Below are 23,544 nucleotides of genomic sequence, written 5' to 3'. Positions count from 1 at the left end.
CAGAGCTCGGCAAGATCACAAAAGAGAGTTCCCGCAGTATCTGAACTGCGAGAACCCTCTTGGCCGTCGGGACGACAGGACTTGAGCCCGCGGCCCCTCGACCACCACAGCCGGATGAGGTTCGGCGAACCGCTCGATCACGGGGATGCGGAGGAGCAGTTCCCACCGTCCATGACGGACCTGGTCATGGCCTGCGCGCTGCCGAGGTACGTGGCAGGGTCGCAGAGCTGATCTACTTGTTGCGCGCCAAGACTTTCCACGACGACCGGGTGCCTCCGGAGCTCGGTGGCGAGGTCGCTGCCGGTGTCGATCACCCGGCTGCAGGCGGCGTAGACGAGCTCGTGGGCCCGCTGGCGGCCGAGGGTCGGCGCGAGCGCCATCATCACCGACTCCGCCATGATCAGACCGCCGGTGAGGCCGAGGTTCGCGCGCATCCGGTCCTCGTTCACCCTCAAGCCGGCGATCAGGCGCGTGGCCTGGGCCAGTGAGGACGAGAGCAGCAGGAACGCCTCGGGGATGACGGCCCACTCGACGTGCCACGGGCCGGTGGCGCGTTCGAAGTCCTGCACCATCGCGTCGAGCATCGCCGATGCCTTGTCCCGCAACAGCTTGGCCGCGGCCACCACCAGTTCGCTGGAGATCGGGTTGCGCTTCTGCGGCATGGTGGAGCTCGCGCCTCTGCCCGGTGTGAAGGGCTCGGCCAGCTCCCCGAACTCGGTCGAGCAGAGCAGCGCCACGTCGGCTCCGATCTTGCCCACCGATCCGCCGATCGCGGCGAGGAGGCCGACGATCTCGACCAGCCCGTCGCGGGCGACGTGCCAGGTGATCTCCGGGTCGCGCAGGCCGAGTTCCGCGGCCAGTTCCGCGCGCACCCGCAGGCCCTGTGAGCCGAGCGAGGCCAGGGTGCCCGCGGCGCCACCGAACTGGACCATCAGGTCCCGTTCCCGCACGGCGGCAAGGCGCTCGGCGTGGCGGTCGAGCGCCGAGAGCCACACCGCCACGCGGTAGCCGAAGGTGATGGGCAGGGCGTGCTGCAGGTGCGTGCGTCCGGCGGTGACGGTCTCGATGTTCGCCTCCGCGAGGTCGCGCAGACAGGCACGGAGCCGGCCCAGCTGTGTCTCGACCAGGCTCAAAGCGTTGGCGCACTGCAGCATCAGCGCGGTGTCCATGACGTCCTGCGTGGTGGCTCCCCAGTGCAGGAACCCGCCCGCGTCACCGCACTGGCCGGCGAGCTGGGTGACGATCGGCAGCACGGGATAGCCGACGTTCTCGGTGTCCACGCGGAGCCGTTCGTGGTCCAGCAGCGCGGAATCGCACGATGCCGCGATCTTCTCGGCAGCCTCTCGCGGGATGACCCCGACCCGTGCCTGTGCCGTCGCCAGCGCTACCTCGGTGCGCACGACCGCATCCACAAAGGACTGGTCGTTGAACACCTCACGCATCGCCGGTGTGCCGAACATGTCGCGGAACAGGAACGAGTCGAACACCGTGCTGCTCGCCATCACACCCGCTCCCCTGCGTCGACGGCGACGTACTTCTGTTCCAGATACTCGTCGATGCCCGTGCTGCCGCCTTCACGGCCGACACCGGACTGCTTCATCCCGCCGAACGGAGCGCTGGGATCGGACACGTAGCCGCGGTTGAGGCCGATCATGCCGGTCTCGAGCTGCTCGACCATGCGCAGCGCACGGCCCAGGTCCCGCGTGTAGAGGTAGCTGACGAGGCCGAACTCGGTGTCGTTGGCCGCCCGCAACACCTCGGCCTCGGAGGTGAAGGTCTGGATCGCCGCGACCGGGCCGAAGATCTCCTCACGGCTGATCCGCGCACCCTCGGGAACATCGGTGAGCACGGTCGGCGGGTAGAAGTAGCCCGGACCGTCCGGCACCTCTCCCCCTGCCCGCAGTCGTGCGCCGGCGGCGACGGTCTCGCTGACCAGACCGGCGACGCGGGACCGCTGGCGGTCGTCGATCATCGGGCCCATGTGGGTTCCGGGGTCCGTGCCCGCTCCCACCACGATCGACCCCATCCGTGCCACGAGCTTCTCGGTGAACTCCTCAGCGACGCCGGCGTGGACGTGGAAGCGGTTGGCCGCGATGCACGCCTCGCCCACGTTGCGGAGCTTGGCGGTCATCGCGCCGTCCACGGCGGCGTCGACGTCGGCGTCCTGGCAGACGATGAACGGCGCGTTGCCGCCCAGCTCCATCGAGGTGCGCAGGACGGTGCCGGCCGCCTGGGCCATCAGCAGCCGCCCCACCGGCGTGGATCCGGTGAACGACAGTTTGCGCAGGCGTCCGTCGCGCAACAGCGGTTCGGTGACCGCGGCCGCCTGCGTGGTGGGGATGACGTTGAGGACGCCGTCCGGAAGCCCGGCCTCCCTCAGCACCTCCGCGAGCGCCGCTGTCGTCAGCGGTGTCTGCGCGGCGGGCTTCACGACCATCGTGCAGCCCGCCGCGACGGCCGGGCCGATCTTGCGCGCGGGCATCGCCAGCGGGGCGTTCCAAGGCGTGATCAGCAGGCAGGGCCCGACCGGTTGACGGGTGACCAGCACACGGGCGGTCCCGTCCTCGCTGACCTTCCAGGTGCCGTCGATCCGGACGGCTTCCTCGCCGAACCAGCGCAGGTAGTGGGCTCCGTAGGTGACCTCGGCCCTGGACTCGGCCAGCGACTTGCCCATCTCCAGGGTGATGAGCCGCGCGAACTCGTCGATGCGCTCGATCAACAGGTCGTGGGCCCTGCGGAGGATCTCGCCACGGCCGCGCGGGGGCACTGCGGCCCAACGACGCTGTGAGTCGTCGGCGGCGTCGAGTGCGGCCAGGGCGTCGGCCGGCGTCGCGTCGGCCACCTCGCACAGCGCCTGGCCGGTGGCGGGGTTCTCGACCACGAAGGTCCCGCCACCCGCGGCCGGGCGCCACCGCCCGGCGATGAGCAGTTCCCTCTCGACTCGGTCGATCACGTCACTTCTCCCCGGTCAGGGCCGCGACGATCTCCTCGGCCATCGGGGCGCTCGACGCGGGGTTCTGGCCGGTGAAGAGATTGCGGTCCCGAACGGTGTGGGCCTGGTAGGCCGGTCCGCCGGAGTGCAGCGCGCCCTTGTTCCTCAACGTGCCGGCCAGCAGCCATGGAGCGTTCTCGGCGGTGCCGAACAGCTGCTCCTCCTCGTCGGTGAAGGCCGCCATCCTCCGGCCGGCGAACACCCAGGAGCCGTCCTCGCCGACCGCGGAGAGCAGCCCGGCGGGTCCGTGGCAGACCGCGCCGATGATCTTCCCGGCCGCGTCCGCCTCCACGAGCAGCCTGCCCAGGTCGGCGTCCTGGTACAGGTCCACCACGGGGCCGTGGCCGCCGGGCAGCACGACGGCGGCGTAGTCGGCGATGTCGACCTCGTCGAGCTTGAGCAGCGGGCCGAACTCGCGCAGCGCGCGCTCGGCGTGCTGGACGTGGTGAGCGCAGTCCGGACCTGCGACCTCGGGGTCGGCGCTGTGCGCGTCGAGCGGCTGGAGCACGCCGCCGGGAGAGGCGAAGTCGACGGTGAAGCCCGCCTCGGTGAACTTCTCGTGCGGCACGGCCAGTTCCTCCGCCCAGTACCCCGTCGGGTAGGCGGAGCCGTCGGTGCGCTCCCAGACGTCGGCGGCGGACATGACGATCAGGATCTTGCTCATCTGCTGGTTCCTCCTCGGAGACGGGTCAGGCGGGGAAGTCGCTCGCGGACGCGGTCGCGGCGGCGGCGTCGAGGTTCGCCTGCAGCGCCTGGACCTTGGCCGTGGCGTAGGCGTGGGAGTCCGACCCGAGGATCTGGCGCAACGGGCCCTCGCCGGACACGACGCGCTCGATCATCAGCCGGGCACCCCTGACCGGGTCGCCGAGCTGGTTGCCCTGCAGCGCCAGGTGGTTCTCGACCATCTCGCGGATCGCCGGGTAGGCCGCGGTGGTGTCGTCGGGCAACGCGAGCGAGTCCGTGGTGAGGAAGTCGGTGCGGAAGTAGCCGGGCTCGACGATGGTGACCTTCACGCCGAACTCGGCGACCTCACCCGCGAGCGCCTCGGTCAGGCCCTCCAGCGCGTACTTGCCGGCGCAGTAGAGCCCCCAGCCCGGAACCGAGGTGAGGCCGAGCACCGAGGACACGTTGACGACGTGGCCGCCGCGCTGCTCGCGCAGGATCGGCAGGGCTGCGCGCAGAACGTTCCACACGCCGACGACCTGCACGTCGAGCATGTCGCGCACGTCGCGGTCGGTGGTCTCCTCCACCGCGGCGAGGTAGCCGTAGCCGGCGTTGTTGACGACGACGTCGATGCCGCCGAAGCGCTCGGTCGTCTTCCGGACGGCCTGGGCGACAGCCTCTTCGTCGCGGAGGTCGACGGCGAGTGCGAGCAGCCGGGTGGTGTCGGCTTTCAACGCCTGCAGAAGGCGCTCTGTCGAGCGGGTCGTCGCGGCGACGTTGTCTCCTCGCTCGAGGAGTTGCTCGACGAGCTCGAGGCCGAGGCCGCGGGAAGTGCCGGTGACGAACCAGGTGGCGGGACGATCAGCGGGGAAGGTCATGACTCAAGACTGGTGCAGCGAAAGGTCCTTTCGGGACGCATCTCGGGCCCTGTGCGACCTCGGACTCGCGAACCTAGGACTGAGAGGTCCACTCGCAAATCCGGATCCTCGACGACAATGGGATGTCATGACCGGTCTCAACCGTGAACTCGCCGACTTCCTGCGCCGCGCACGCGGCCAGGTCGACCCGTCCCGGGCGGGCCTGCCCTCGGACGGCAGGGTCCGCCGGGTGAAGGGTCTGCGCCGCGAAGAGGTCGCCCTGCTCGCCGGCGTGTCCACCGACTACTACGCCCGGCTCGAGCAAGGCAGGCGCATCAACCCCTCCGCGGCCGTCGTCGACGCCATCGGCCGCGCCCTCGAACTCGACGAGGCGGGGCGCACCCACCTGCGGGACCTGATCGGGCTGCCCTCCAGCTCGGCACCCCGCCGGTCGCGTGGCGTGCAGCGCGTACGTCCCGGCCTTTACCAGCTCATCGACACGCTCGACGGAGAACCGGCGCTGGTGCTCGGCCGCCGCACCGACGTGCTCGCGGCGAACCGGATGGCGAAGGTGCTGTTCGCGGACTTCGACAAGATCCCGCCGAAGGAGCGCAACTACGCACGCTGGATCTTCCTCGATGAGGACGCGCGTTCGTTGTTCGTCGACTGGCACGACCAGGCCCGCGCCGCCGTGGAGAGCCTGCGGTTCGAGATCGGCAGGGACCCCGCCGACGCCGCCACGACCGCCCTCGTCGCCGAGCTCCGCGAACGCAGCCCCGACTTCGACCAGTGGTGGGAGCAGCACCGCGTGCACCAGCGCACCTACGGCTCCAAGCGGCTGCGCCACCCGCTGGTCGGCGACCTCACCGTCGAGTACGAGTCCTTGGTGCTGCCAGGCGATCCGGACACGATGCTGTACGTCTACACCACCGCGCCCGGCTCGCCGTCGAGGCAGGCCATGGACATCCTCGCCAGTTGGACGGCATCCGGTCCCGGCACGCGGCTGAGCCGGTCCGAACCAGAGGCCTGAACCAGAGGCCTGTCCGACTGTTCGGTCCTGAGCCGGATGAGGATCCCGGCGATGGTGACCGCGGTGGTCAGGACTGGGTGCAGGGCAAGCGACTGACGACGCCGACCCTCGCCATCGGCGGTGGTGTGATCGGCGCGGCCACCGCCCGCCGGCTCGAGCCGACCACCGGCTGCCTCGACCAGCACCTGCTCGAAGACTGCGGTCAGGTCCATTCCGGTGTTGTTGATGATCGAGGACGCCCGGTCATCCGCACGTGACGGCATCCGACGGACGATCATCGTGTCGGACACGACCAACCGCCCGGTGCGGTCAGCTCCGACGCAGAGGCAGTATTTGCCGTCTGGGCAGTTCGGCTCCGCGACCGCGTTCGTCGCCGCGGTGACGGCCAGCCCGGCGGCCACTGCCGCGGCCACCGCGAAGAGGGTTGCTGTTTCACGACAGCACTTCCGATCTCTGATGGCTCAGCAGGACAACTGGTCACCGGGCCGGACATCGAGGATCCCGGTGAACTCGCGATAGAGGCGCACGCGACTGGCCACCTGCGCCGGGTTGCCGCCGTCGCACTCGAGAGCGCCGTTGATGCTGCGGATGGTCTCGCCAAAGCCACGACCGCGGACCATTGCCTCATGCGGCGTCATGCTGCCAGGGCCGTTCTGAGTCATCCAATACCAGAGCGCGGCACGCCATGAGAGGGTCGCGTTGGTCTGCAGCAGGTTCGGACGGTGCAGAAGGTCGGCGCCCAGCTCGTCGCCTGCCGCTTTGTAGTTGTAGTTCCAGCTGAGCTGCAGTGGCCCGCGCCCGTGGTACGCGGAGGGTCCCTCCGGGCAGCCGAACGGGCGGGGCTCGCAGTAGTCGCCACCGGGATTCTGCTCGACCACGAACCGCAGGCCGCCGGTCTCGTGGCTGACGTTCGCCAGGAACGCCGCGAACTCCTGCCTGCGCGCGGTTCTGTCGTCACCGTTGGCGAAGGCCGGGAACGTGTTCGTCGCCTGGCGCAGGCTCGCGAACGTGTAGAAGTCGTTGCGCTGGGGGAACATCCGATCGAACTGGGCCGGCGTGACCATGAACCCGTCGGCCGACGCGGGTGGCGTGACGAGCGAAAAGACCGCCGCCAGCACCAATCCTGTGGCACGGAACTTCATCTGGCTCTCCCCTGTACGGATCGGTAGGCGCGGCCCACCTCGTTGGGCGTCGTGCCCTGGTACAGACCGGTGCCGCCGCGGTCGGCCGGGAGCGCGAACCACGCGTAGCGTTCGACGAACGGCAGACCGTGCATCATCTCCGCGGCGTCGCGGGCGAACGTCGCCAGCTGCCGTTGCGTCGGGTACCTCGGCACCGGTCCGGAGAAGTCGATGAGCGCGAACTCGGTCACCCACAACGGTTTGCGGTGCTTGTCGTGCACCGATTTCAGGTAGCCGCGCAGCTGGCCGACGGCGGCGGGCCCGAAGTCGGCGCCGTACCAGTGCAGCGGGATGAAGTCGACGCGGAGGTCCCGCGCACGTGCTCCGGCGAGGAACCGGTCCAGCCAGCCACCTTCCCGGTCCGCGCCGCTCGCCACGGCGGGTGCGCCCATGCGGTTGCCGGTCGAGGCCAGCCGCGGCCAGAGATCCAGCGCCTGGTCCACCGTCATGTTCGCTTGCCGCGGGAGGTCGGGCTCGTTGAAACCCAGCAGGTGGCTGCCCTGCGCCGCCGCCTGGCGGAGCCGTTCCGGCGTCACGTGATCCCGGCCCCAGATCGTCGGGACGAACTCCACGCCGGGTGGCGGGTCGATGTCACCCTTCGTCGAGTCCCAGTTGTGGAACCACCCCGCGCCCACGTCGTCCAGCGCGGCCTTGATGCCGGGCATGTGCCACGTCGCCACCCCCTTCTTCCGCACCGGCGCCGCCGCGGCCGTTCCCAGCGGCAGCAACGGCGCCACCATCGCCGCGGCCAGCACGGCACGACGGCTCGGTCCCCGTTTTCCCTTGTCTGACAAAGCTCCCCCAACTAGTGGAACGTCACGGTCAGCTTGTTGCAGTCACGACAGCTGAACATCGTGCGATTGCCCGGCTCGGTGTCGTGTTTCGACCAGCTGTACGCCTTCGGGCACGCCCTGGCGATCGCGTTGCTGTACGGCGTCTGCGCGTCGCGGTTGGGACTGACGCACAGCATCGGCTTACCGGTGCCGGGGTGCCTGCGCAGGTTCGCGTCAGGACACGCGGGCAGGAGCGCGCCGGGGCATCCGGCGACACCGCAGAACTGGCCGTTGGGCGGCGGGCCGTTCGTGGGGTTGATCGTGATGGGGACGTTCACGCCGTTGACGTAGCTGACGTTGTACCAGGGCGCGGGATCGTCACGCGGTTCGAAGGTGAACTCGGCCAGGCTGGCGGGCTGTTCGCCGGTGGTGCAGTGGGCAGGCCGCGCGCCGCAGTCCCCCACCAGGCAGTGGAACGTCGAGCCCGGTTCGCCCTTGCAGTACTGGCGGGCGAAGAACTTGCCGCTCCACTGGTTCGCCGGCCCGAGTGGAATGTGGACACTGGCGGACTCGCCCGCCTCGAGCTTCGGCAGGTCGCCGATCTTCACCGACCCCTCGTTCACGCCGCTGCCCACCCAGATCGGGCCGCCGGTCTGGTTGACCAGCTTCACGGTGTACGGCGGAGCAGCTGAAGCTGTTGGGGCGACGAGGCAAGCCGTCAGCGCCAGCAGCAGAACTATCCACAGTGGACGTAATTGGGTTCTCACACCTCGAAAGCTAGTGAGGCCGAGGTCCACGGGGTACTACGGTGCTACCCCAGCATTTGCCCGAGCGCCAGGTGGAACACCTCGCGCTGCTCCTTGTCCAATGACGCGAGCATGCTCGCGTCCACCTTCTGGATGGCCGCCAGCAGCACCATCGCGGCGCCCTGACCTTCCGCGGTCGCGCTCAGCAGCACCTGCCTGCGGTTGGTCTCACTGCGTTCGCGATCGCAGTAGCCGAGAGCGGCGAGCTGGTCGGCGAGACGGCTCGCGGCCTGCTTGGTCATCTCGAGCCTGCGCGCCAGGTCGCCGACCGTGCCCGGCCGGCGCGCCAGCTCGATCGTGAACCAGAAGGCGGTCTGCGGGATCGGCCGGTAGTCCTGCGCCTCCAGCGCGTCCTTCATCGCCTCGCGGTAGCGGCGCAGCACGACCGCCAGCCGTTCCGGCGTGGTCCTCGCACCGCGGTCACCCGTCACGACCTGCACATCCGGCGAACCGGCGAACGACCTGGGCTGCATGCCAAGACGATACCCACCCGGCAAATAGTCTCACAATGCGACTGTCGCAAACATTGACAGTCGCACAGTCGCCTCGTACGGTCCCATGCGTGCTCCGTTACCGCGTGACGACCACGCAAGCGCTTTGTGTGAGCGCTCTCGCGATCGTGCTGGCGTCAATGGCACCGGTCAACGCGACAGCGATCACCGCCGTGCGCGTCGAGTTACTCCAGCCGGCCAAGGCCGGCTGCCAGAAGATCGTCACCGAGAAGCGGAGGAAACCTCCGCCGCGATGCCGCCCGTGCCCGAAGCCACGCGTGGGGAACGCCAAGGCAGTCAAGGCGCTCAAGAAGAAGAGGGTGCGACTGCCCAGGCGATGCGTGCCTGTGCCGGATCTCACCGCCCTGCCCACCGGCGTCGAAAGCCCGCCAGTCCGCAGGCGCCGAGTGTTGACTTGGGGGACCTCAGCATGCGCACGATGTCTCGCCCGGATAGCGGCCGGACCGGCTGTCTCGCCGCAATGGCCATCCACCAGACGTTCCGCGGTGCGAACTTCCCCGAGGCCGCGCGTCTCGCCCACGCCGCCCTGGACGCCCGTTCGTGCCGCGACGACCCGGTCTGCGTCTGGCGCGCCATGGTCGGCCTCATCGCCGCCGGCGACCTGGTGACCGCGGGCGCACACGCCGAACGCCTGCTCGACGACGTGAACCCCGGCCTCGCCGACGAACGCCGCCGCCGCACCATGCACGCGCAGGTCCGCGGTCAGATCGCCCGCCTGTCCGGCGACCTGGCGGCGGCGCGCGTCGTGCTGGCGGACACACCACCGGCCAGGAGCTCTCTGCGGCTGCTGTCCGCCGCGCTGCTGATCGAGGTGCTGGTCGACGCGGGTGACGTGGACGAGGCCGAGAAAACCTTGCTGGCCAACGACTTCGACCACGAGCTGCGTAGACCGTCGGCGATGCGACCGATGCTGCTCACCGCCCGAGCGGCGGTGCACCTCGCGAAAGGCCACTCGCTGGCCGCCTACATCGACTGTCTCGTGTGTGGGCAGGACTTCCTCGCCATGGACGTGACGAGCACGGCAATCGTGCCGTGGCGCGGGAAGGCAGCGCTCGCGGCACACGCCGCGCAACGCGTGGAACTCGCCCAGCAACTCGCCGCGGCGGAACTGGCCGCCGCCAGGCGCTGGGGTGAACCACGCGTCGTCGGCACCGCTCTGTCCACGCTCGGACGCGTGCGCGGAGACGACGGAACGGCACTGCTCACCGATGCCGCCGACCTGCTGGCCGTGGCAGGCGCACAGCACGAACTGGCCGCCACCCGGCTCGAACTGGGCCGCAGACTGGCAGCCCGCGGCGACACCCGCGCGGCACGCGGTGAATACGCCTCGGCGCACACCTCCGCCACCCGCACCGGGAACCCCGCGCAGCTGCGGCAGGCCACCGAAGCGCTGGCACAGCTGGCTCCGGTGCCCGCACGGGCGTTGACCAGGCAGGAGGATCTGGTCGCCGGGCTCGCCGAAGCGGGTCTCAGCAACCGCGCCATCGCGCAACGCCTGTTCCTGACCGTCCACACCGTCGAGGCTCATCTGTCCAATGTGTACCGAAAGCTCGGCGTCAACGGCCGCAAGGACCTCTCCGGAGCGCTGCGTGCTCGATGAACGCACCGTGCGCGCGGTTCAGCTGACCAACCAGGGCACGGACCGCGTCGCCGTCATCGCGCTTGCCCGGGACGTACTGGCGTCGAATCCCTCGGCCTGCGACACGCACCATTGCTTGCTCGTGCTGGACCACGCCGGAGAGCCGGCCGAGCCACCACAACACCCCACGGACGCATCACACGCATCCGCGTTGATAGATGCCGGCCTGCACGACGAGGCGCTGGAAGTGCTTCTCCGTCCCGACGAGTCCGCCGAGCACCTCTTCGCCAGGGGCCGCTTCAACCAGGAACAGGGCCATCACGACCGCGCGTACGCGGACTTCATGGCCGCGGGCCAGGCAGCCGAGGCGGGCGGCATCACCAACCCCGCGGTACTCCCCTGGCGCTCGGCCGCCGCTCTGAGCGCCCACGACGCGGGCAGGCCGGTGGTGGCACGATCGCTGGCCGAGGCCGAGCTGGTGGCCGCCCGCCGCTGGGGCGCGCCACCCGCGGTGGGCCGAGCCCTGCACGCGGTGGCGCTGACCGGCGACCCCGCCTGCGCCGTCGACCACCTCACCATTGCCGTTCAGCTGCTCAGCACGTCGGCCACCAGCCTGCTCCCCGCCCGGCACAACCTCGCGCAGGCGCTGGCCACCAGGGGCAGCCACGCCGAAGCCGCCCGAACCTGCGCGGCCACGCAGGCCATCGCACGACAGCTCGGTTGTCCACTGTGGATCGAGCGCACCCGCGAGCTCGGTGAACGGCTGGACCGGCTGAGCCTGCTCACCCCGCAGGAGTCGAGAACGGCCTTGCTGGCCTGTGCCATGAGCAACCGCGAGGTGGCCGCCGAGGTGGGCGTGACCACCAGAACCGTGGAGCTGCACCTGTCCCAGGTCTACCGCAAGCTGCGCGTGAAAGGGCGGCGTGAGCTGAGCCGGGTGATTCTCCGGCTCGGCGCCACGCCGCCCTGATCAACGCTTCACCGGCGTCTCTAGTAGTGTGTCGCTGCTTAGTGATGGCGCTTGTGGCTGGGAGGCTGTTGCTATGGCCTCCCAGTTGAAGCGTCCGGTCACGTTGTCGGCGCGGGATCGTGAGGAGTTATTCCGGCTGACCACCACGGGCGTGCACTCGGCGTCGGCGATCCGGCGGGCGCGGGTGCTGCTCGCGCTGGATACTTCGGTAGGTGAGCCTGATCCGAAAGAGGTGATCGCGGACCGGCTTCAGGTCTCGGGCGAGATGCTGCGGCTGGTCGCCAGGCGGTTCGCCGAGACCGGCGGCGATGTCCTGGCCACGATCGGGCGCAAGAAGCGGGATCTTCCGCCGGTGCCGTCGCCGGTGACCGGCGAGGTCGAGGCCCGCCTGATCGCCCTAGCGTGCTCGCAGCCGCCGGCCGGGCATGCCCGGTGGTCGTTGCGGCTGTTGGAGAAACACGTTCAGCTCACCGAGGACATCCCGAACCTGGACCACTCGACCATCGGCCGGGTGTTGAAAAAACGGAACTGCGTCCTCATCTGAGGAAGTGCTGGAACATCCCGCCGCGGGCGAACGCGGAGTTCGCCGCCCGCATGGAAGACGTCCTCGCCGTCTACGCCCGGCCCTACGACCCCGCCCGTCCGGTCGTGTGCATGGACGAGAAACCCTTCCAGTTCCTCGGCGAGGTCCGCGACCCGCTGCCCGCCCGGCCGGGCCGCGATGCCCGCCAGGACAGCGAATACGTCCGGCGCGGCACCTGCTCGATCTTCGTCTGGGCCGAACCCCTGCGCGGCTGGCGCCGAGTCCACGCCCTTACCCAGCGCACCAAACTCGACTGGGCCGGGCAGGTCAAAGAACTGTTGACCGTGGACTATCCCGACGCCGAGACCGTGGTGCTGGTCATGGACAACCTCAACACCCACGGCATCGCCTCGCTCTACGAGGCCTTCGACCCCGGCGAGGCCTTCTCCCTGGCTCAGCGCCTGGAGATCCACCACACCCCCAAACACGGATCCTGGCTCAACATCGCCGAGATCGAACTCTCCGCACTGTCACGACAATGCCTCGACCGCCGCATCAGCGACCTCGACACCCTCAACACCGAACTCGCCGCCTGGCAGCACACCACCAACACCCACCAGCGCGGAGTCGACTGGCAATTCACCACCCAGGACGCCCGCACCCGACTCCGCCACCTCTACCCCAAAGGTTAGAAGCGACGGTCTACTAGTGGTGTGGCTCGGAACGTTGCCGGGGGAATTCGCGGTCAGACGGGTGCATCGTGGTACCGCCCCCACGTCCTCGTACTGGTTGTACGGGGGCGTGGGGGCGGCGCCGCGAGGCGCCCTGCTGAGTGCGGATCACCTCGCCAACGTTCCGAGACGCGTCTCTAGCCGCGGACGAACTTCCACTTGACGTTGATGACGCCCTGGGCGGGGTTGGCCAGCTTGCGGAACGCGGGCAGACTCAGGTCGACGTGGTCGCGGTCGCAGCCCATGCACTTGTCCTTGACCCTGGCGCGGACCTTCTTGCCGTCGTGCGTCACCTCGACGAAGACGTTGCGGCACAACCGGTCGTTGTTGGGGTTCGGTGCGGTCCAGTAGACCGGCGACACCGCGACCAGAATCTCGGCGCTCGCATCGATGTTCTGGCCGCACGCGCCGAGTCCCGCGTCGTCGTAGTAAGTCGCTTTGCCGTCGACCACCCTGCCGAACGGGACCGCGGCGCTGGCGTCCAGCGTCGCCACCAACGAGATTGCCGTGGCCGCACCGAGAACGGTGAGGAGCCTTCGCGTGATTGTCATGTCACCCAAGCTATTCACGTTCAGCGCTCTCGCCCATCTCGGTGCGACCCCAGAGTTTCCCTTACGCCCCAGTGCATCCAGCATGACCCTGCGGCGGCAACGTGAACAGGGTCACCGAATGCGCCGGCACACTCGCGGTGAACGCGTCGGAGCCGACGGAGCGGCAGGACTCGGACATGCCCACCGCGTTGGGGTTCTCCCTCGTGTTGGCCGAGGAGAACCTCTCCGGCGCCACCGCACGCACGCTCGCGCGTCCGTTGCCGACGAACCCTCGCAACAACACCCTGGCGTCGACCGCGTCGCCCGCCACGGGAGAACGGTTCACCACCAGCACATGCACGGTGCCGTCCGGTGCCCGCGTGGCGGTCACGGCGAGCTTGCCGTACCCGTCCCGGCACCGATCCTGCGGCGTCCCCCGCCCGTCGCACATCTCGGCGTCGTCGGGGTTGCGCTGCGGGTTGCCGGAAAGCGTCTGCCGCACCCGCACGCCACCGGCGTCGAACATCGGCCGCACGGCTTCCCGTGCCCATGCCTCGGCGGAGTACACATGTCCACGGCCGAGCACCGTGTACATCCCGTCGGAGCTCAGGTCGTTGCCCTCGACCCACGGCACTCCCAGCTCCAGCCAGTCGATCCACTGGCTCGCCATGTAGAGCGCGTGCGTCATCGAGTAGGTGTACTCCGGATACACCCCGCCGCCGTCCGGTCCCCACAACGCACCGAACTCGGAGATCGCCAGGTGGGGGTCGCCCGAGGCGTTCCGCCGGACCGCGTCACGCAAGGCCGCGAACTTCCGGCGTTCGTTCAGAGCGCCCAGCAGGTGCCAGTCGTGACTCTCCACCTTCGAGTCCCAGTCTGCGGTGTTGCTCCCCTGGAAGTGCGTGTACGGGTGCGTGGTGAGGCAGTCGTACTCGCTTCCCGGTGGAATCCCGTTGCCCTTCAAGGCCTCGAACTTCAGCACGAACGCGGGCTCGCCCCACGACGCGCACACCTCGAGGCCCGGATCGACGGCCCGCATCGCCGCACGGAACTCCGCGTATCCTTTGTGGACGGACGTGTAGGACGCCACGACCGCCTGACCCCTCGGCGGGATCATTCCTCGCCGGCCATCGCCGAACGTCGCCGAGCCGCGAAACTCGTCGAGCACGTACTGCCTGGCCTGCGGACCGCCGAGCGTCTCCACTCGTTGCCACACCTCGCCGCCGACGCGCAGCTCGAAGTCGCCGGGCCTCGCGGTCGGGTAGTTGAGGTCGAACACCTGGCTCGCGGTGCCGTCGCTGAGCACGTCCGCGGTACTGCCACCGCACGCCCCACCGGGCGTGGACAGCTTGCCCAGCCGTTCGCCGTCGATCCGCCGGGAGCCGCCGCGGATGTACTGCTCGAGCGCCTCGTTCTCGTTCTGCGACATCCAGTAGCGCTGGTTGGGGTGGAAGTTCTCGTTGCCGAGCTCCCACCGCGTGACACCGTAGGGCTGACGGTGACCGGCGGGCCGGAGCTCGGCCCAGTCCACGCCGCCGTTGGGGTTGACGCCATCACCGGCCGGCGTGTTCAGGTACTCCACGAGGTCGGCGGCATCCGCCGTGGTGCCGATCGCCATCGGCACCATGATCTGCGCCTGCGCACCGAGCGCCTCGGTGAACCGCATGTGCTCGTCGAGCCCGTACGACGGCAGCCTCGCGGAAAGCACGTCGTCCGCGGGGTCGCCCAGGTCGCCGAGCTCGATCCGCCCGTCGCGCTGGCAACGACGATCTGCGCCGATCGTGCCCTTCCACTGCGTCGTGTTGGCCACCGTTCCGCCGGGCCAGCGCAACACCTTCACGCCCATCGACCGGGCTTTCTCCAGCGCGTCGGGTGCGGGCCGGTCGTTCACCGAGTCCCACGTGCCGTAGCCGTCGAACGTGTAACGGTGGTTGACACCGAGAAACGCGCCGGGCACAGGCCCTTCGTTCTCCCCCGTGAACACGGTCAGCTCGGCCGTGGCCGCCGCGCTGCCGGGCGCGCTGGCGACCATGGCCACCAGCGCGACCGCGAGTGCGTTGTGCAGTCTCAACTCAGCCTCCCCGCACGTGAGCCGCGGCCCAGCAGTTCTGCCGGCACCCGGCCAGCTCCCGCAGCGGACCGGCCAGCTGCCCCGCCCGCGGGTTGTTCGGCTTGTTGTTCTGCTGCAACGGATCTGCCTTGAGGTCGTAGTACTCCTTCTCCCCGTTCGAGTACTCGACGTACAGGTCGTTCATGGTGCGAACCGCCTGGTACGACGGCGTGGCCGCGGCGAGATCGTCGAAGTCGGGATCCGCCTCGGTCCCCTGCGGCCTGCGATGCTCGACGAGCGCGGCGTTGCGCCAGTTCGGCTGGTCCTGGTTCCGGATCAACGGCAGCAGGCTCCGCCCGTCGCGGTCAGCCGAGCCGGCGCCGGCCATGTCGAGGAAGGTCGCGAACAGGTCGACGTTCTGCGCGATCTCCTGGCGCACAACGTTGCCGCCGCCCGTCCGTCCTGGCCGCTTGACCAGGAGCGGCACGTTGACATCGTGGTCGTACGCCGTGCCCTTACCGCGGACCAGCCGGTGCTGACCGAGGTGAAACCCGTTGTCCGAGGCGAAAACGATGAACGTCTCGTCCCGCTCCGCCGGCGTGAGCTTGGCCAGCACCCGCCCGACCATGTCATCGACCGACTGCACCATGCGAACGCGGTTGCGGAAGTCGGTCCGCAACTCGTCGACCACGTTGTCGCCCAACGGCTCCCGCCTCACCCAGCCCGGCTTGTCCGAGGTGTCCTCGTCGAACGACGGCAGCTCCTGCGCCACGTCGATGCTCAGGCAACCAGGTCCACCGCAGTCGCCCTGGGGGAACTCGCCTCCCGGCCGGTCACGAGGCGCGGGAGGAAACCGCGGCTCACCCTGACCGGGCTGGAACGGCACGCGCTGGTGCGGCGCGAACGTCGCCACCTGCAAGAAGAACGGCCGGTTCGGCGCCTGCGCCCGCGACCGTTCGATGAAGTCCTCGGCCGTACGCGCCAGCCGGTCGGTCAAATAAGTGTCCGTGTCTCGCACGAGCCGCCTGACACCCGTCTCGCGCACGTAGTCGGTGATCCCGTAGTCGCGCTCGGCGTAGCCGGATCCTCCGACGACGTGCCACTCGTCCCACCCGACCGGCACCTTGAAGTTCTCGCCGACCGGATACTCGTTGATGTACTTGCCCATGTACCCGGTGCGGTAGTTCTGCTGGCGCAACGCGGGCGCGTACGTACGGCCCTCATGCCGCTCGAACGCCGGATACCCACCGTTGTCGGCACCCTCGTTCGTCAACACCCCGGTGTTGTGCGGGTGCTCGCCGGTGAACATCGAGGCACGCGAGGGACAACACAGCGAGTTCGACACGAAGTAGTTGGCGAACCGCGTCCCGCCGTCCGCCAGCGACCTGGTGTTGTCCATGTACTTCAACAGGTCGGACGACAGGTCGTCGACCAGAAAGAAGATGATGTTGGGCCGGGAGGCCTGTGCCTGCAGCGGCGCCGTCGCCGCGACCGTGCCGGCCAGCATCAGCAGCACCAAAACGAACCGTCTCATACTCCCGGCACGCTAGTGACGCCGGCTGGTCCCGCACTACTTCGGTGCGACCCCAGAATGTATTCACGCCGCGGTTTTCATCGAGAAGCTCACCAGCCCACGCGAACAACAGCAAAATATCGGCACAACCACCGGAGTAAAGGGGTCCATGAGCGGCATGCTCGCCCCGGCAGAACTCGGCAAGATCAAAAAAGAGGGCTTCCGCAGTGTCTGACCTGCAGAAACGCGACGCTTCGCACAGCTGTACGCAGTTGGCCCTTGATCAAGCAGGTTAACCACGGTTGGTCAAAGACCCGAAGATCCACTCCTTCTCGTAGCGCGAGGGTGCGGGCGGACCGCTCGGCCGCCCGCACCCGTCACGCTGTCAGGGATGGTTCAGCCGCACGGCGTGGACGTCGGCTCCGTCATTGCTGGTCGAGGTGAAGAACGCGATGGTGTTGTTGCCCGAGATCGTTTCGAGTCCCATGTAGTCACCGAGGAACAGGCCGCGGGGATCGCCTGGGGCGAAGTACGAAATCGGTGCGGTGTAGTGGTTGAACGGCCCGTGCAGGTGCTGTTCGGGCTCCCACGTCTGGGTGCCGTTGTGCGAGTGGCGGACCCAGATGTCGGTGGTGGCGATGCCGTCGCCGAGCACGTTGTTCCGGTCGTCCCAGTAAGTCAGGGTGACCATGCCGGTGTCCGACACGTCGATCGCGTGGTTGTAGGACTGCACGCCGGCGCCGCCGGTGGCGACCATGGTGGGGCCGCTCCAGTGCCCGCCGCCGTCGGTGGACTTGACCAGCACGACCTTGTTCAGGGTGGTGCCGAGCCCATCGGCCCACACGACGTAGATCGCGCCGGTGGTCATGTCCACCGCGATGTCGGGCAGGTAGTCCTCGGCGCGGATCGGGAAGTTGTCGTCGGGCACGAACAGCTGGGCGAACTGGATCGGCGCGATCTTCGCGGGCGCCGACCAGTGCAGCCCGGCGTCGCGGGAGGTCATGACGCCCATGTAGACGCCCTTGTCGTTCTGCCCCGCGCCGGTGAAGAGGTTCGCGGCGACGTTGTACAGCGTGCCGTCCGGACCGACCGCGATCTGGTTGCCCTGCATGTAGGTGTTCGAGTCACGCATCGGCACCGGAGTGGACCAGGTCAGCCCGCCGTCGGTCGTGCGGGAGAACATCGGCTTGCCGCGGTAGGCGAACGAGTGCAGGTCCGCGATGGGGTGTTGCTGGCCGTCGTTGGGGTAGGTCCCGCGGATCCACGTCGCATAGGCGTAGCCGGGGCGGGTCGGATCGCCGGTGATGGAGACCTTGTCGTTGAAGACGCCTCGGTCACCGGCGTCCTCCTGGATGATCTGTGGCGGCCGCCAGGTCCCGGTGGTCCGGTCGAGGCTGGTGACGGAGATCGCGGACAGGCCGAGCGCGGCCGAGTCGATGGGCTGGCCGATGAAGTAGGCGTTGCCGGCCTTGTCGTAGGTCACCCAGGGGTCTGTGACGCGGCCGAACCGAGTCGGGCCGCCCTGGCAGCCACTCCACGGCACGTCCGGCAGCTTGGCCCACGAGGCACCACCGTCATGTGTCATCCACGACGACAGGCCGCGCGCGCCGCCGTCCGGCCAGCGGTCCTGCTGGGTCGCGCCGATCATCTCCGCCGGATTGACCGGATTGACCGCTACCTGCGGTTCGACCTCGGTGTCGTCGTAGGCGGTGGCGAAGTCCGCTGATGCGCCGAAGGGACAGCTGGTCAGCGTCGACGGGCCGCTGACCAGCACGTCGGGCCCGGCGGAGAACGGGGCCGCCGATGCCCCGGTCACGATGCTCAAGAGGATCAGAGGGACGACTGCCGCAGCCGCGGTGAGCCGTCTGGTCGCATGCATAGGGGCACCTCCGCATGTCCAATTCCCCCTCATGGGTGAATCGTCGTAGCGGACCGGATCGTTGCGCATGCGATTGGCCGGTTCAGGCGGGTGGACTCGGAGCATCGCGGACACCGGAGTCGAAGGGCACCTCCACGACGGTGACCCGGTTCGCAACGACGTGCACATCGATCGGCCGCGCGATCGGCAGAGGCGTACCCGCGAGATTCGCGGGACGCAGGGTGTAGTCGCCCGGCTCCAGGGCGATGCGGAACCGTCCGTCCTCGCCGCTGTCGACCGTGACGACGGTTTCGTCTGAACCTGCGCGGGTCACCTTGAGCCTGGCGGACAGCGGCTTGTCCGGGCACGGCGGCGCATCGCGAGCCGGCGGACACCCGCCGTCCACCATCGTCACCCCTTCGACACCGGAATCCTGCGGAGCCGCTGGTTCCTGTCCGCAACCGACAGCCATCAGAACGAGCGCCAGCACCGCGGTCAGGTTCCTCATCGGCAACACCACCACTGGATCAACGTGGTGGCGGGCCGAGGTCGGCCCGCCACCTTCAGCTTGTCAGGAGAAGAGCACGTTGTGCGGTTGCGGCCAGGCACCCGCCGCACCGCAGTTCCCACCTGTCATCGCGTACCCCGCGGCGACCCATTGGGCGGGGTTCGCCTTGTAGGTCCGCACCGTCAGGTAGTCACCCCATCGGTACAGGCCGCCGGTCGAGGTGCAGGTGTTCCCGGAACCCCACAGGTAGTAGTTCGGGGAGGTGTCGATCGCGCTGGCCGGCGAGTTGTTCACTGCCCCACCGGGGTAGTAGTGCGTGGTGCCGGTGCCACCACCCCAGGCGAACGTGGTGCCCACGCGGCCCAGGCTGTTGGGCGCCATCGACATGAACTGGATCGCCCCCCAGGTGGCCCACTGGTCTCCCGCACCGATGTAGGCCTTGGTCGACTCGTTGAACCAGACGATGCGGGTGTACGGGAACGGGTGCGAAGCGTCCTGCTTGGCGCTGAAGGAGAAACCGAGAACACCGCCGACGCGGTACGCGCCGAGCGTGCGGGAGTCAGCGAACTGGCACCAGTTCTTCACCACGCCGTCCGTACTGCCGCAGTTCTGCCCGCTGTTGCGGGTGTAGAAGCCGTACGACGCCACCGTGCGGTCCCAGAAGGAGTAGCTGCCGGAGCTGTCCGCCCACGCGTAGATCCGGAACGACGAGCCGTTGGTCTGGCCCCAGTTGCTGCCCCAGAACAGGGTGTCGGTAGAACCCGGAACGAGCTTGAAGGTGAAGCTGTCAGTGCGGCTGAGGCGGCTGTAGCTGAACCCGCTGCAGGTGCTCATCGGGACCTTCGGCAGCCGCACGATCGCCGACCCCTGCGGGCCGGTTGCGGGGAAGAAGTTGGTGGAGATGAAGACGTTGTTGTTGCCGATGGTGATGTCGTTGTAGTCCAGTGTGGTGCCCGCGGCGAGGCCGAACCACGTGGCGTCGATGTTCCAGTAGCACCAGCTGGTGAACGCGCCGGCGCCCGCGGCCGAGGCGTTGGCGAGCACCAGCCTGTTGTTGTACTGCAGCAACCAGAACTGGCGGCCCGTCGCGGCGTCGTACTGGGTCACCTGGTCACAACAGAACCCGCTCCCGAACAACGTGAACGGATCAAGGAAGTTCCAGCTCGCCCCGTTGTTCGTCGACCGGGTCGCGTACCAGTTGCCGACCTGGAAGATGTTGCCGCCGTTGGCATCCGTGCTCGGCTCCTGCGTGAACGACGAGAACGACGAGCCGCCGGACAACCCGCTCGCAGGGATCGCGGAGTCGCGCAGCACGCTCGCCGACGCGGTGCTGATCCCGCCGGGCACCGCCATCTGCTGCCCCAGAGCACCGTGACGCGGCTCCGGCCCCTGCTTGCCGAGGTTGCCGGTATGGCTGTCCTTCTCCTGCTTGCGCGCAGTGAGCTCGGCGATCTGTCCTGTGGTGTAGCTACGCGGCTGGTCCGACACCGCCGCGGTGACACGTGCTCCCGCCGCCACAGCACCGCTCTGCGTGCTGATGCGGGCCGGTGCGGCACCACTAGCTGCCGGTGCGGACAGCGTGCCCGCCACCAGCACGCTAACCGCGAAAATTAGCGTGCGTCTACTGCGGTATTCGTCGCGAAATGGCATGCAACGCATTGGCTCCTCGCTCCGCTCGTTGAAAAGAGTCCAAGAAGCGTCATCTGAAACGCGTTTCACAAACAGGGACCAAGTACCCGACTTATAGGCCCGGGGATCAAATCTGATTCATCAGATTCCCCAATGCCGCCGAATGCGCGAAGAGTGTCGCCAGAATGCGAACATGAGCATCTGATCGAGGCGTCGGCCTTGCTGCCGGGCCGTCACGCAGCGGCGTCGTGATCAGCCCAGGGCACCCTCATCGCTCCGCTGAGCCGAACGAGTGGCGCCATGACCGGCCCACTCCAGACCGTTGACACGGAGATCGCGAGTCGGTTCGCTGTGTGCAGCGCTGGGATTCCTGGGGCAGCCGGCGTTATGCATTGGGGGTTTGGCTAGTCACCTCGCGCATCGTGCTGCGCTGCCATCGTCGCACCCAGTTGCTCATCAGACCCCTACCCCGTACGCAGGAACAGTTCTCGGGACCCCAAAGCCGAAACAACTAGCTGCACGAGCGCATACCAGTGCCTGCCGATTCGCATCGGAAGAGTCGCCATGACCGCCACACCCGGAGCGCCTACATCATTCATCTCGCTCGACGAAACTTGAATCTTGACGGAGATTTCCTTCTCATCGTCGTGGAGCCAGATGCAGACTCGCGAAGCTCCAGCCACGCGAGCATCAATCTCGCGAATCGCGCCAATCAGCGTTTGCAGGTCGGCCGCCGTACATCCAAGCTCCACAAGGCGGGACTCCTGGAACTGGACAGCTGATGCGTGACCTGGAAGATCACTTCGAACTGGTCGACACTGAGGACGATGACGGAGGCCTGGCGCCTCGATCGCCCTGTTCATCGGAGAACATTGTCAAACCAATCCTTCCCATCCTTGGGAGTGAACACCGTTCCTGCTGTGCAGCTCGGAAAGTCATCGTCGCTGTGGGAGCAGCGAGGTTGCCCCGGCTGAGAGCCTGCTCGGGTGATCGTGTCCCTGCTGTACAAGGTGACCCGCGAGTTGCTGTCCGTCCCGTCGGTGCTGCTCCGCCGCGAGGCAGTGAAGGATGCGAAGTTGGCCGGCCCGGTCCGCTACGAGCCCGCAGACCGATTCTGGTTCGCCGCCCTGTCCCGCCTGATACATCGTTCCCGCTGGCGCGAGACCTTCCCGGTCACTCCCGGCACGTTGCTCGGCTGGCACCACAGGTTCATCGCTTGGAAGTGGGACTACACGGCGCGCCGACGAACCGGACGTCCGCCCACCCGAGCAGGATCAACGCACTCGTGCTCCGGCTCGCCGGAGAGAACCAGCGGTGGGGACATCGACGGATCCAAGGTGAGCTGGCCCGACTCCGCCATCCGATCGCCGCCTCCACCGTCTGGGAGATCCTGAACGCGGCAGGCATCGACCCGGCGCCACGTCGATCCGGCCCCACCTGGCGCGAATTCCTCACAGCCCAAGCCAAGGCATCATCGCCACAGACTTCTTCCACATCGACACAGCAGTCGGCGAACGCCTGTACGCGCTGGCATTCCTCGAACACGACACCAGGCGCCTGCACATCACCGGTGTGACCACCCATCCGACGCGCGACTGGACTGTGCAGCAGGCCAGGAATCTCGCCGCCGACCTCGGAACACGGACGGAGTCCCTGCGCTTCCTGCTACGCGACCGCGACAGCAAATACGGCGAGGCATTTGACGCCGTCTTCGAGGCCGAGGAACTGCACGTGCTCAAGAGTGCGCCGCAAGTGCCCCGGATGAACGCCCACTGCGAACGGATCATCGGCAGCATCCGGCGCGAGGTACTCGACCACATCCTCATCATGGGAGAAGCCCACGCGCGCCAAGTCCTTGCGGCCTACCAGATGCACTACAACGAGCATCGGCCTCACCACTCCGCGACCAGCTACCACCGAATGCCGTAGAGCACGCCGCCGCGGTGCATGACCTCGATACCCGCCGCGTGACGTGCAGCGATGACTTTTCGAGCGGCACAGGTTCCGACGGGCTCTCCGAGGCGCTGCACACCTGGTTCACCAGCTAAGTCAAAGTGCCTAGTGGGCAATTATGCCGACTGGGCACTTTTCGGCTACCCTTGGTGTCATGCTCGAAAAGGCACGTCCTAGCCTGCGGGAACGCAAGAAGCTCGACACGCGCAAGGCGTTGAGCGACGCGGCGCTGGAGCTGATGTTCGAGCGCGGGCTGGACAACGTGGTGCGGGAGGACATCGCGGCGCGGGCCGGGGTGTCGGTCCGCACGTTCAGCAACTACTTCGCCAGCAAGTACGACGCGCTGGCCTACCGGGTCACTCACCGGATGCGCCGCAGCGCGGAACTGCTGCTCACCCGGCCCGCGGACGAACCGTTGTGGACCGCCATCGCCGAGGCCCTCATCGAGCCGCTGCGCGACGACGGTGTCCCGTTCGGCCGGCCGACCGAGGAGCAGATCCTCGAGGTGCGCAAGCTGAACGCCACGCCGGAGATGCAGGCCGCCACAGCCCGCAACACCATCGACGACCTGGTCGAGGCGATCGCCGAGCGCACCGGGACCGACGCGAAGGCGGACATCTACCCCCGCCTGGTCGCCGAGGTCACGATCGGCGCGGTGAACGCCGTCCTGAACCGCTACGTGCAGACCGATCCGTCCGTGTCGATGTCCGCCTTGCTCCGCGAGGTGTTCACCGAGATCTCCAAGGGACTCCCGCCGCCGGCGCGGACCTGAGAGCCCCTGCAGCTTCACCGCGGTAGTTCCGCTGAGCGACCTGCTTTCTTTGGCGTGCCCGGAAAACGCGGGCCACCGGACGACGGCCGGTGGCGGGTTCGAGCGCGCCCGAAA

23 protein-coding genes are annotated in these 23,544 nt (G+C 68.2%); 7 read left to right on the top strand and 16 right to left on the bottom strand.

The window, feature by feature from the left end:
• Positions 1–137: 137 nt before the first annotated feature.
• Genes pcaB through ACIRG5_RS06450 form a run of 4 tightly spaced genes read right to left on the bottom strand, consistent with a single transcriptional unit; the run spans position 138 to position 4,533 of the window.
• Positions 138–1,502: a 3-carboxy-cis,cis-muconate cycloisomerase gene (gene pcaB / locus ACIRG5_RS06465; RefSeq protein ID WP_402901133.1), complete on the bottom strand. Its 1,365-nt coding sequence runs from the start codon at positions 1,500–1,502 to the stop codon at positions 138–140.
• A complete protein-coding gene (locus tag ACIRG5_RS06460) occupies positions 1,502–2,953 on the bottom strand; it encodes an NAD-dependent succinate-semialdehyde dehydrogenase (RefSeq protein ID WP_402901130.1) in 1,452 nt (483 codons plus the stop codon). The genes pcaB and ACIRG5_RS06460 overlap by 1 nt, the downstream gene beginning before the upstream one ends.
• A 1-nt stretch (position 2,954) precedes the next feature.
• A complete protein-coding gene (locus ACIRG5_RS06455; RefSeq protein ID WP_402901128.1) occupies positions 2,955–3,656 on the bottom strand; it encodes a type 1 glutamine amidotransferase domain-containing protein in 702 nt (233 codons plus the stop codon).
• A gap of 25 nt (positions 3,657–3,681) precedes the next feature.
• Positions 3,682–4,533 (bottom strand): SDR family oxidoreductase, encoded by an 852-nt coding sequence (locus ACIRG5_RS06450; RefSeq protein ID WP_319973659.1) that lies wholly within the window; start codon positions 4,531–4,533, stop codon positions 3,682–3,684.
• 127 nt (positions 4,534–4,660) lie between these two features.
• On the opposite strand from ACIRG5_RS06450, the gene ACIRG5_RS06445 reads away from it, so the two are divergent.
• A complete protein-coding gene (locus ACIRG5_RS06445) occupies positions 4,661–5,542 on the top strand; it encodes a helix-turn-helix domain-containing protein (RefSeq protein ID WP_402901124.1) in 882 nt (293 codons plus the stop codon).
• On the opposite strand, the gene ACIRG5_RS06440 is transcribed toward ACIRG5_RS06445, so the two are convergent.
• The 6 genes from ACIRG5_RS06440 to ACIRG5_RS06415 all read right to left on the bottom strand — a co-directional run bounded on the left by ACIRG5_RS06440 (position 5,434) and on the right by ACIRG5_RS06415 (position 9,103).
• Positions 5,434–5,943 (bottom strand): peptidase inhibitor family I36 protein, encoded by a 510-nt coding sequence (locus ACIRG5_RS06440; protein ID WP_402901121.1) that lies wholly within the window; start codon positions 5,941–5,943, stop codon positions 5,434–5,436. The two genes, ACIRG5_RS06445 and ACIRG5_RS06440, sit on opposite strands and share 109 nt — an antisense overlap.
• Positions 5,944–6,003: 60 nt before the next feature.
• The gene (locus tag ACIRG5_RS06435; RefSeq protein WP_402901119.1) at positions 6,004–6,684 is read right to left on the bottom strand and encodes a chitinase; all 681 of its coding nucleotides are present in this window, start codon (positions 6,682–6,684) and stop codon (positions 6,004–6,006) included.
• On the bottom strand, positions 6,681–7,517 hold the full coding sequence (locus ACIRG5_RS06430; RefSeq protein ID WP_402901116.1) for a glycoside hydrolase family protein: 837 nt from the start codon (positions 7,515–7,517) through the stop codon (positions 6,681–6,683). The genes ACIRG5_RS06435 and ACIRG5_RS06430 overlap by 4 nt, the downstream gene beginning before the upstream one ends.
• Before the next feature lie 11 nt (positions 7,518–7,528).
• A complete protein-coding gene (locus tag ACIRG5_RS06425) occupies positions 7,529–8,263 on the bottom strand; it encodes a thaumatin family protein (protein WP_402901114.1) in 735 nt (244 codons plus the stop codon).
• A gap of 44 nt (positions 8,264–8,307) precedes the next feature.
• Positions 8,308–8,775, bottom strand: a complete 468-nt coding sequence (locus ACIRG5_RS06420; RefSeq protein ID WP_402901111.1) for a MarR family winged helix-turn-helix transcriptional regulator — start codon at positions 8,773–8,775, stop codon at positions 8,308–8,310.
• 97 nt (positions 8,776–8,872) lie between these two features.
• Positions 8,873–9,103, bottom strand: a complete 231-nt coding sequence (locus ACIRG5_RS06415; protein WP_402901108.1) for a hypothetical protein — start codon at positions 9,101–9,103, stop codon at positions 8,873–8,875.
• A 129-nt stretch (positions 9,104–9,232) separates the two neighbouring features.
• On the opposite strand from ACIRG5_RS06415, the gene ACIRG5_RS06410 reads away from it, so the two are divergent.
• From ACIRG5_RS06410 to ACIRG5_RS06395, 4 genes are all read left to right on the top strand, one after another.
• Positions 9,233–10,414 carry a LuxR C-terminal-related transcriptional regulator gene (locus ACIRG5_RS06410; protein WP_402901106.1) on the top strand — a complete coding sequence of 394 codons (1,182 nt, stop codon included), beginning with the start codon at positions 9,233–9,235 and terminating at the stop codon, positions 10,412–10,414.
• Positions 10,404–11,363 (top strand): response regulator transcription factor, encoded by a 960-nt coding sequence (locus tag ACIRG5_RS06405; RefSeq protein ID WP_402901103.1) that lies wholly within the window; start codon positions 10,404–10,406, stop codon positions 11,361–11,363. Before ACIRG5_RS06410 ends, ACIRG5_RS06405 begins: the two co-directional genes overlap by 11 nt.
• Before the next feature lie 73 nt (positions 11,364–11,436).
• A complete protein-coding gene (locus tag ACIRG5_RS06400; RefSeq protein ID WP_402901101.1) occupies positions 11,437–11,907 on the top strand; it encodes a helix-turn-helix domain-containing protein in 471 nt (156 codons plus the stop codon).
• Entirely contained in the window at positions 11,796–12,578 is a 783-nt protein-coding gene (locus ACIRG5_RS06395; protein ID WP_402901098.1) for an IS630 family transposase, read from the top strand. Before ACIRG5_RS06400 ends, ACIRG5_RS06395 begins: the two co-directional genes overlap by 112 nt.
• A 176-nt stretch (positions 12,579–12,754) precedes the next feature.
• On the opposite strand, the gene ACIRG5_RS06390 is transcribed toward ACIRG5_RS06395, so the two are convergent.
• The 6 genes from ACIRG5_RS06390 to ACIRG5_RS06365 all read right to left on the bottom strand — a co-directional run bounded on the left by ACIRG5_RS06390 (position 12,755) and on the right by ACIRG5_RS06365 (position 20,666).
• A complete protein-coding gene (locus ACIRG5_RS06390; RefSeq protein ID WP_402901095.1) occupies positions 12,755–13,168 on the bottom strand; it encodes a cysteine/serine endopeptidase inhibitor in 414 nt (137 codons plus the stop codon).
• Positions 13,169–13,229: 61 nt separating this feature from the next.
• Positions 13,230–15,218 (bottom strand): hypothetical protein, encoded by a 1,989-nt coding sequence (locus tag ACIRG5_RS06385; RefSeq protein ID WP_402901092.1) that lies wholly within the window; start codon positions 15,216–15,218, stop codon positions 13,230–13,232.
• A gap of 1 nt (position 15,219) precedes the next feature.
• Positions 15,220–16,731, bottom strand: a complete 1,512-nt coding sequence (locus ACIRG5_RS06380) for a sulfatase (protein WP_402901089.1) — start codon at positions 16,729–16,731, stop codon at positions 15,220–15,222.
• 364 nt (positions 16,732–17,095) lie between these two features.
• Entirely contained in the window at positions 17,096–18,526 is a 1,431-nt protein-coding gene (locus tag ACIRG5_RS06375; protein ID WP_402901086.1) for a sialidase family protein, read from the bottom strand.
• 145 nt (positions 18,527–18,671) lie between these two features.
• Complete coding sequence (locus ACIRG5_RS06370) at positions 18,672–19,076, bottom strand: hypothetical protein (protein WP_402901083.1); 405 nt, start codon at positions 19,074–19,076, stop codon at positions 18,672–18,674.
• A gap of 63 nt (positions 19,077–19,139) precedes the next feature.
• Positions 19,140–20,666 carry a hypothetical protein gene (locus ACIRG5_RS06365; RefSeq protein WP_402901081.1) on the bottom strand — a complete coding sequence of 509 codons (1,527 nt, stop codon included), beginning with the start codon at positions 20,664–20,666 and terminating at the stop codon, positions 19,140–19,142.
• A gap of 1,611 nt (positions 20,667–22,277) precedes the next feature.
• Here ACIRG5_RS06365 and ACIRG5_RS06360 point away from each other — a divergent pair.
• Together ACIRG5_RS06360 and ACIRG5_RS06355 are read left to right on the top strand one after the other, a co-directional pair.
• The gene (locus ACIRG5_RS06360; protein ID WP_402901079.1) at positions 22,278–22,634 is read left to right on the top strand and encodes an integrase core domain-containing protein; all 357 of its coding nucleotides are present in this window, start codon (positions 22,278–22,280) and stop codon (positions 22,632–22,634) included.
• A gap of 178 nt (positions 22,635–22,812) precedes the next feature.
• Positions 22,813–23,430 carry a TetR/AcrR family transcriptional regulator gene (locus tag ACIRG5_RS06355; protein ID WP_402901076.1) on the top strand — a complete coding sequence of 206 codons (618 nt, stop codon included), beginning with the start codon at positions 22,813–22,815 and terminating at the stop codon, positions 23,428–23,430.
• Positions 23,431–23,544: the final 114 nt, after the last annotated feature.

The organism is Lentzea sp. NPDC102401 (assembly GCF_044765805.1).
Taxonomy (GTDB): Bacteria; Actinomycetota; Actinomycetes; order Mycobacteriales; family Pseudonocardiaceae; genus Lentzea; species Lentzea sokolovensis.
The sequence above is the reverse complement of the archived record's forward strand: the minus strand, read 5'-3'. Positions and strand labels throughout refer to the sequence as shown.

Excerpts from the sequence above, each read along its gene's own strand:
- pcaB (WP_402901133.1), bottom strand. The coding sequence starts at position 1,502 with ATGGCGAGCAGCACGGTGTTCGACTCGTTCCTGTTCCGCGACATGTTC.
- ACIRG5_RS06420 (WP_402901111.1), bottom strand. The coding sequence starts at position 8,775 with ATGCAGCCCAGGTCGTTCGCCGGTTCGCCGGATGTGCAGGTCGTGACG.
- ACIRG5_RS06455 (WP_402901128.1), bottom strand. The coding sequence starts at position 3,656 with ATGAGCAAGATCCTGATCGTCATGTCCGCCGCCGACGTCTGGGAGCGC.
- ACIRG5_RS06450 (WP_319973659.1), bottom strand. The coding sequence starts at position 4,533 with ATGACCTTCCCCGCTGATCGTCCCGCCACCTGGTTCGTCACCGGCACT.
- ACIRG5_RS06380 (WP_402901089.1), bottom strand. The coding sequence starts at position 16,731 with ATGAGACGGTTCGTTTTGGTGCTGCTGATGCTGGCCGGCACGGTCGCG.
- ACIRG5_RS06410 (WP_402901106.1), top strand. The coding sequence starts at position 9,233 with ATGTCTCGCCCGGATAGCGGCCGGACCGGCTGTCTCGCCGCAATGGCC.
- ACIRG5_RS06370 (WP_402901083.1), bottom strand. The coding sequence starts at position 19,076 with ATGAGGAACCTGACCGCGGTGCTGGCGCTCGTTCTGATGGCTGTCGGT.
- ACIRG5_RS06355 (WP_402901076.1), top strand. The coding sequence starts at position 22,813 with ATGCTCGAAAAGGCACGTCCTAGCCTGCGGGAACGCAAGAAGCTCGAC.
- ACIRG5_RS06400 (WP_402901101.1), top strand. The coding sequence starts at position 11,437 with ATGGCCTCCCAGTTGAAGCGTCCGGTCACGTTGTCGGCGCGGGATCGT.
- ACIRG5_RS06445 (WP_402901124.1), top strand. The coding sequence starts at position 4,661 with ATGACCGGTCTCAACCGTGAACTCGCCGACTTCCTGCGCCGCGCACGC.
- ACIRG5_RS06390 (WP_402901095.1), bottom strand. The coding sequence starts at position 13,168 with ATGACAATCACGCGAAGGCTCCTCACCGTTCTCGGTGCGGCCACGGCA.
- ACIRG5_RS06435 (WP_402901119.1), bottom strand. The coding sequence starts at position 6,684 with ATGAAGTTCCGTGCCACAGGATTGGTGCTGGCGGCGGTCTTTTCGCTC.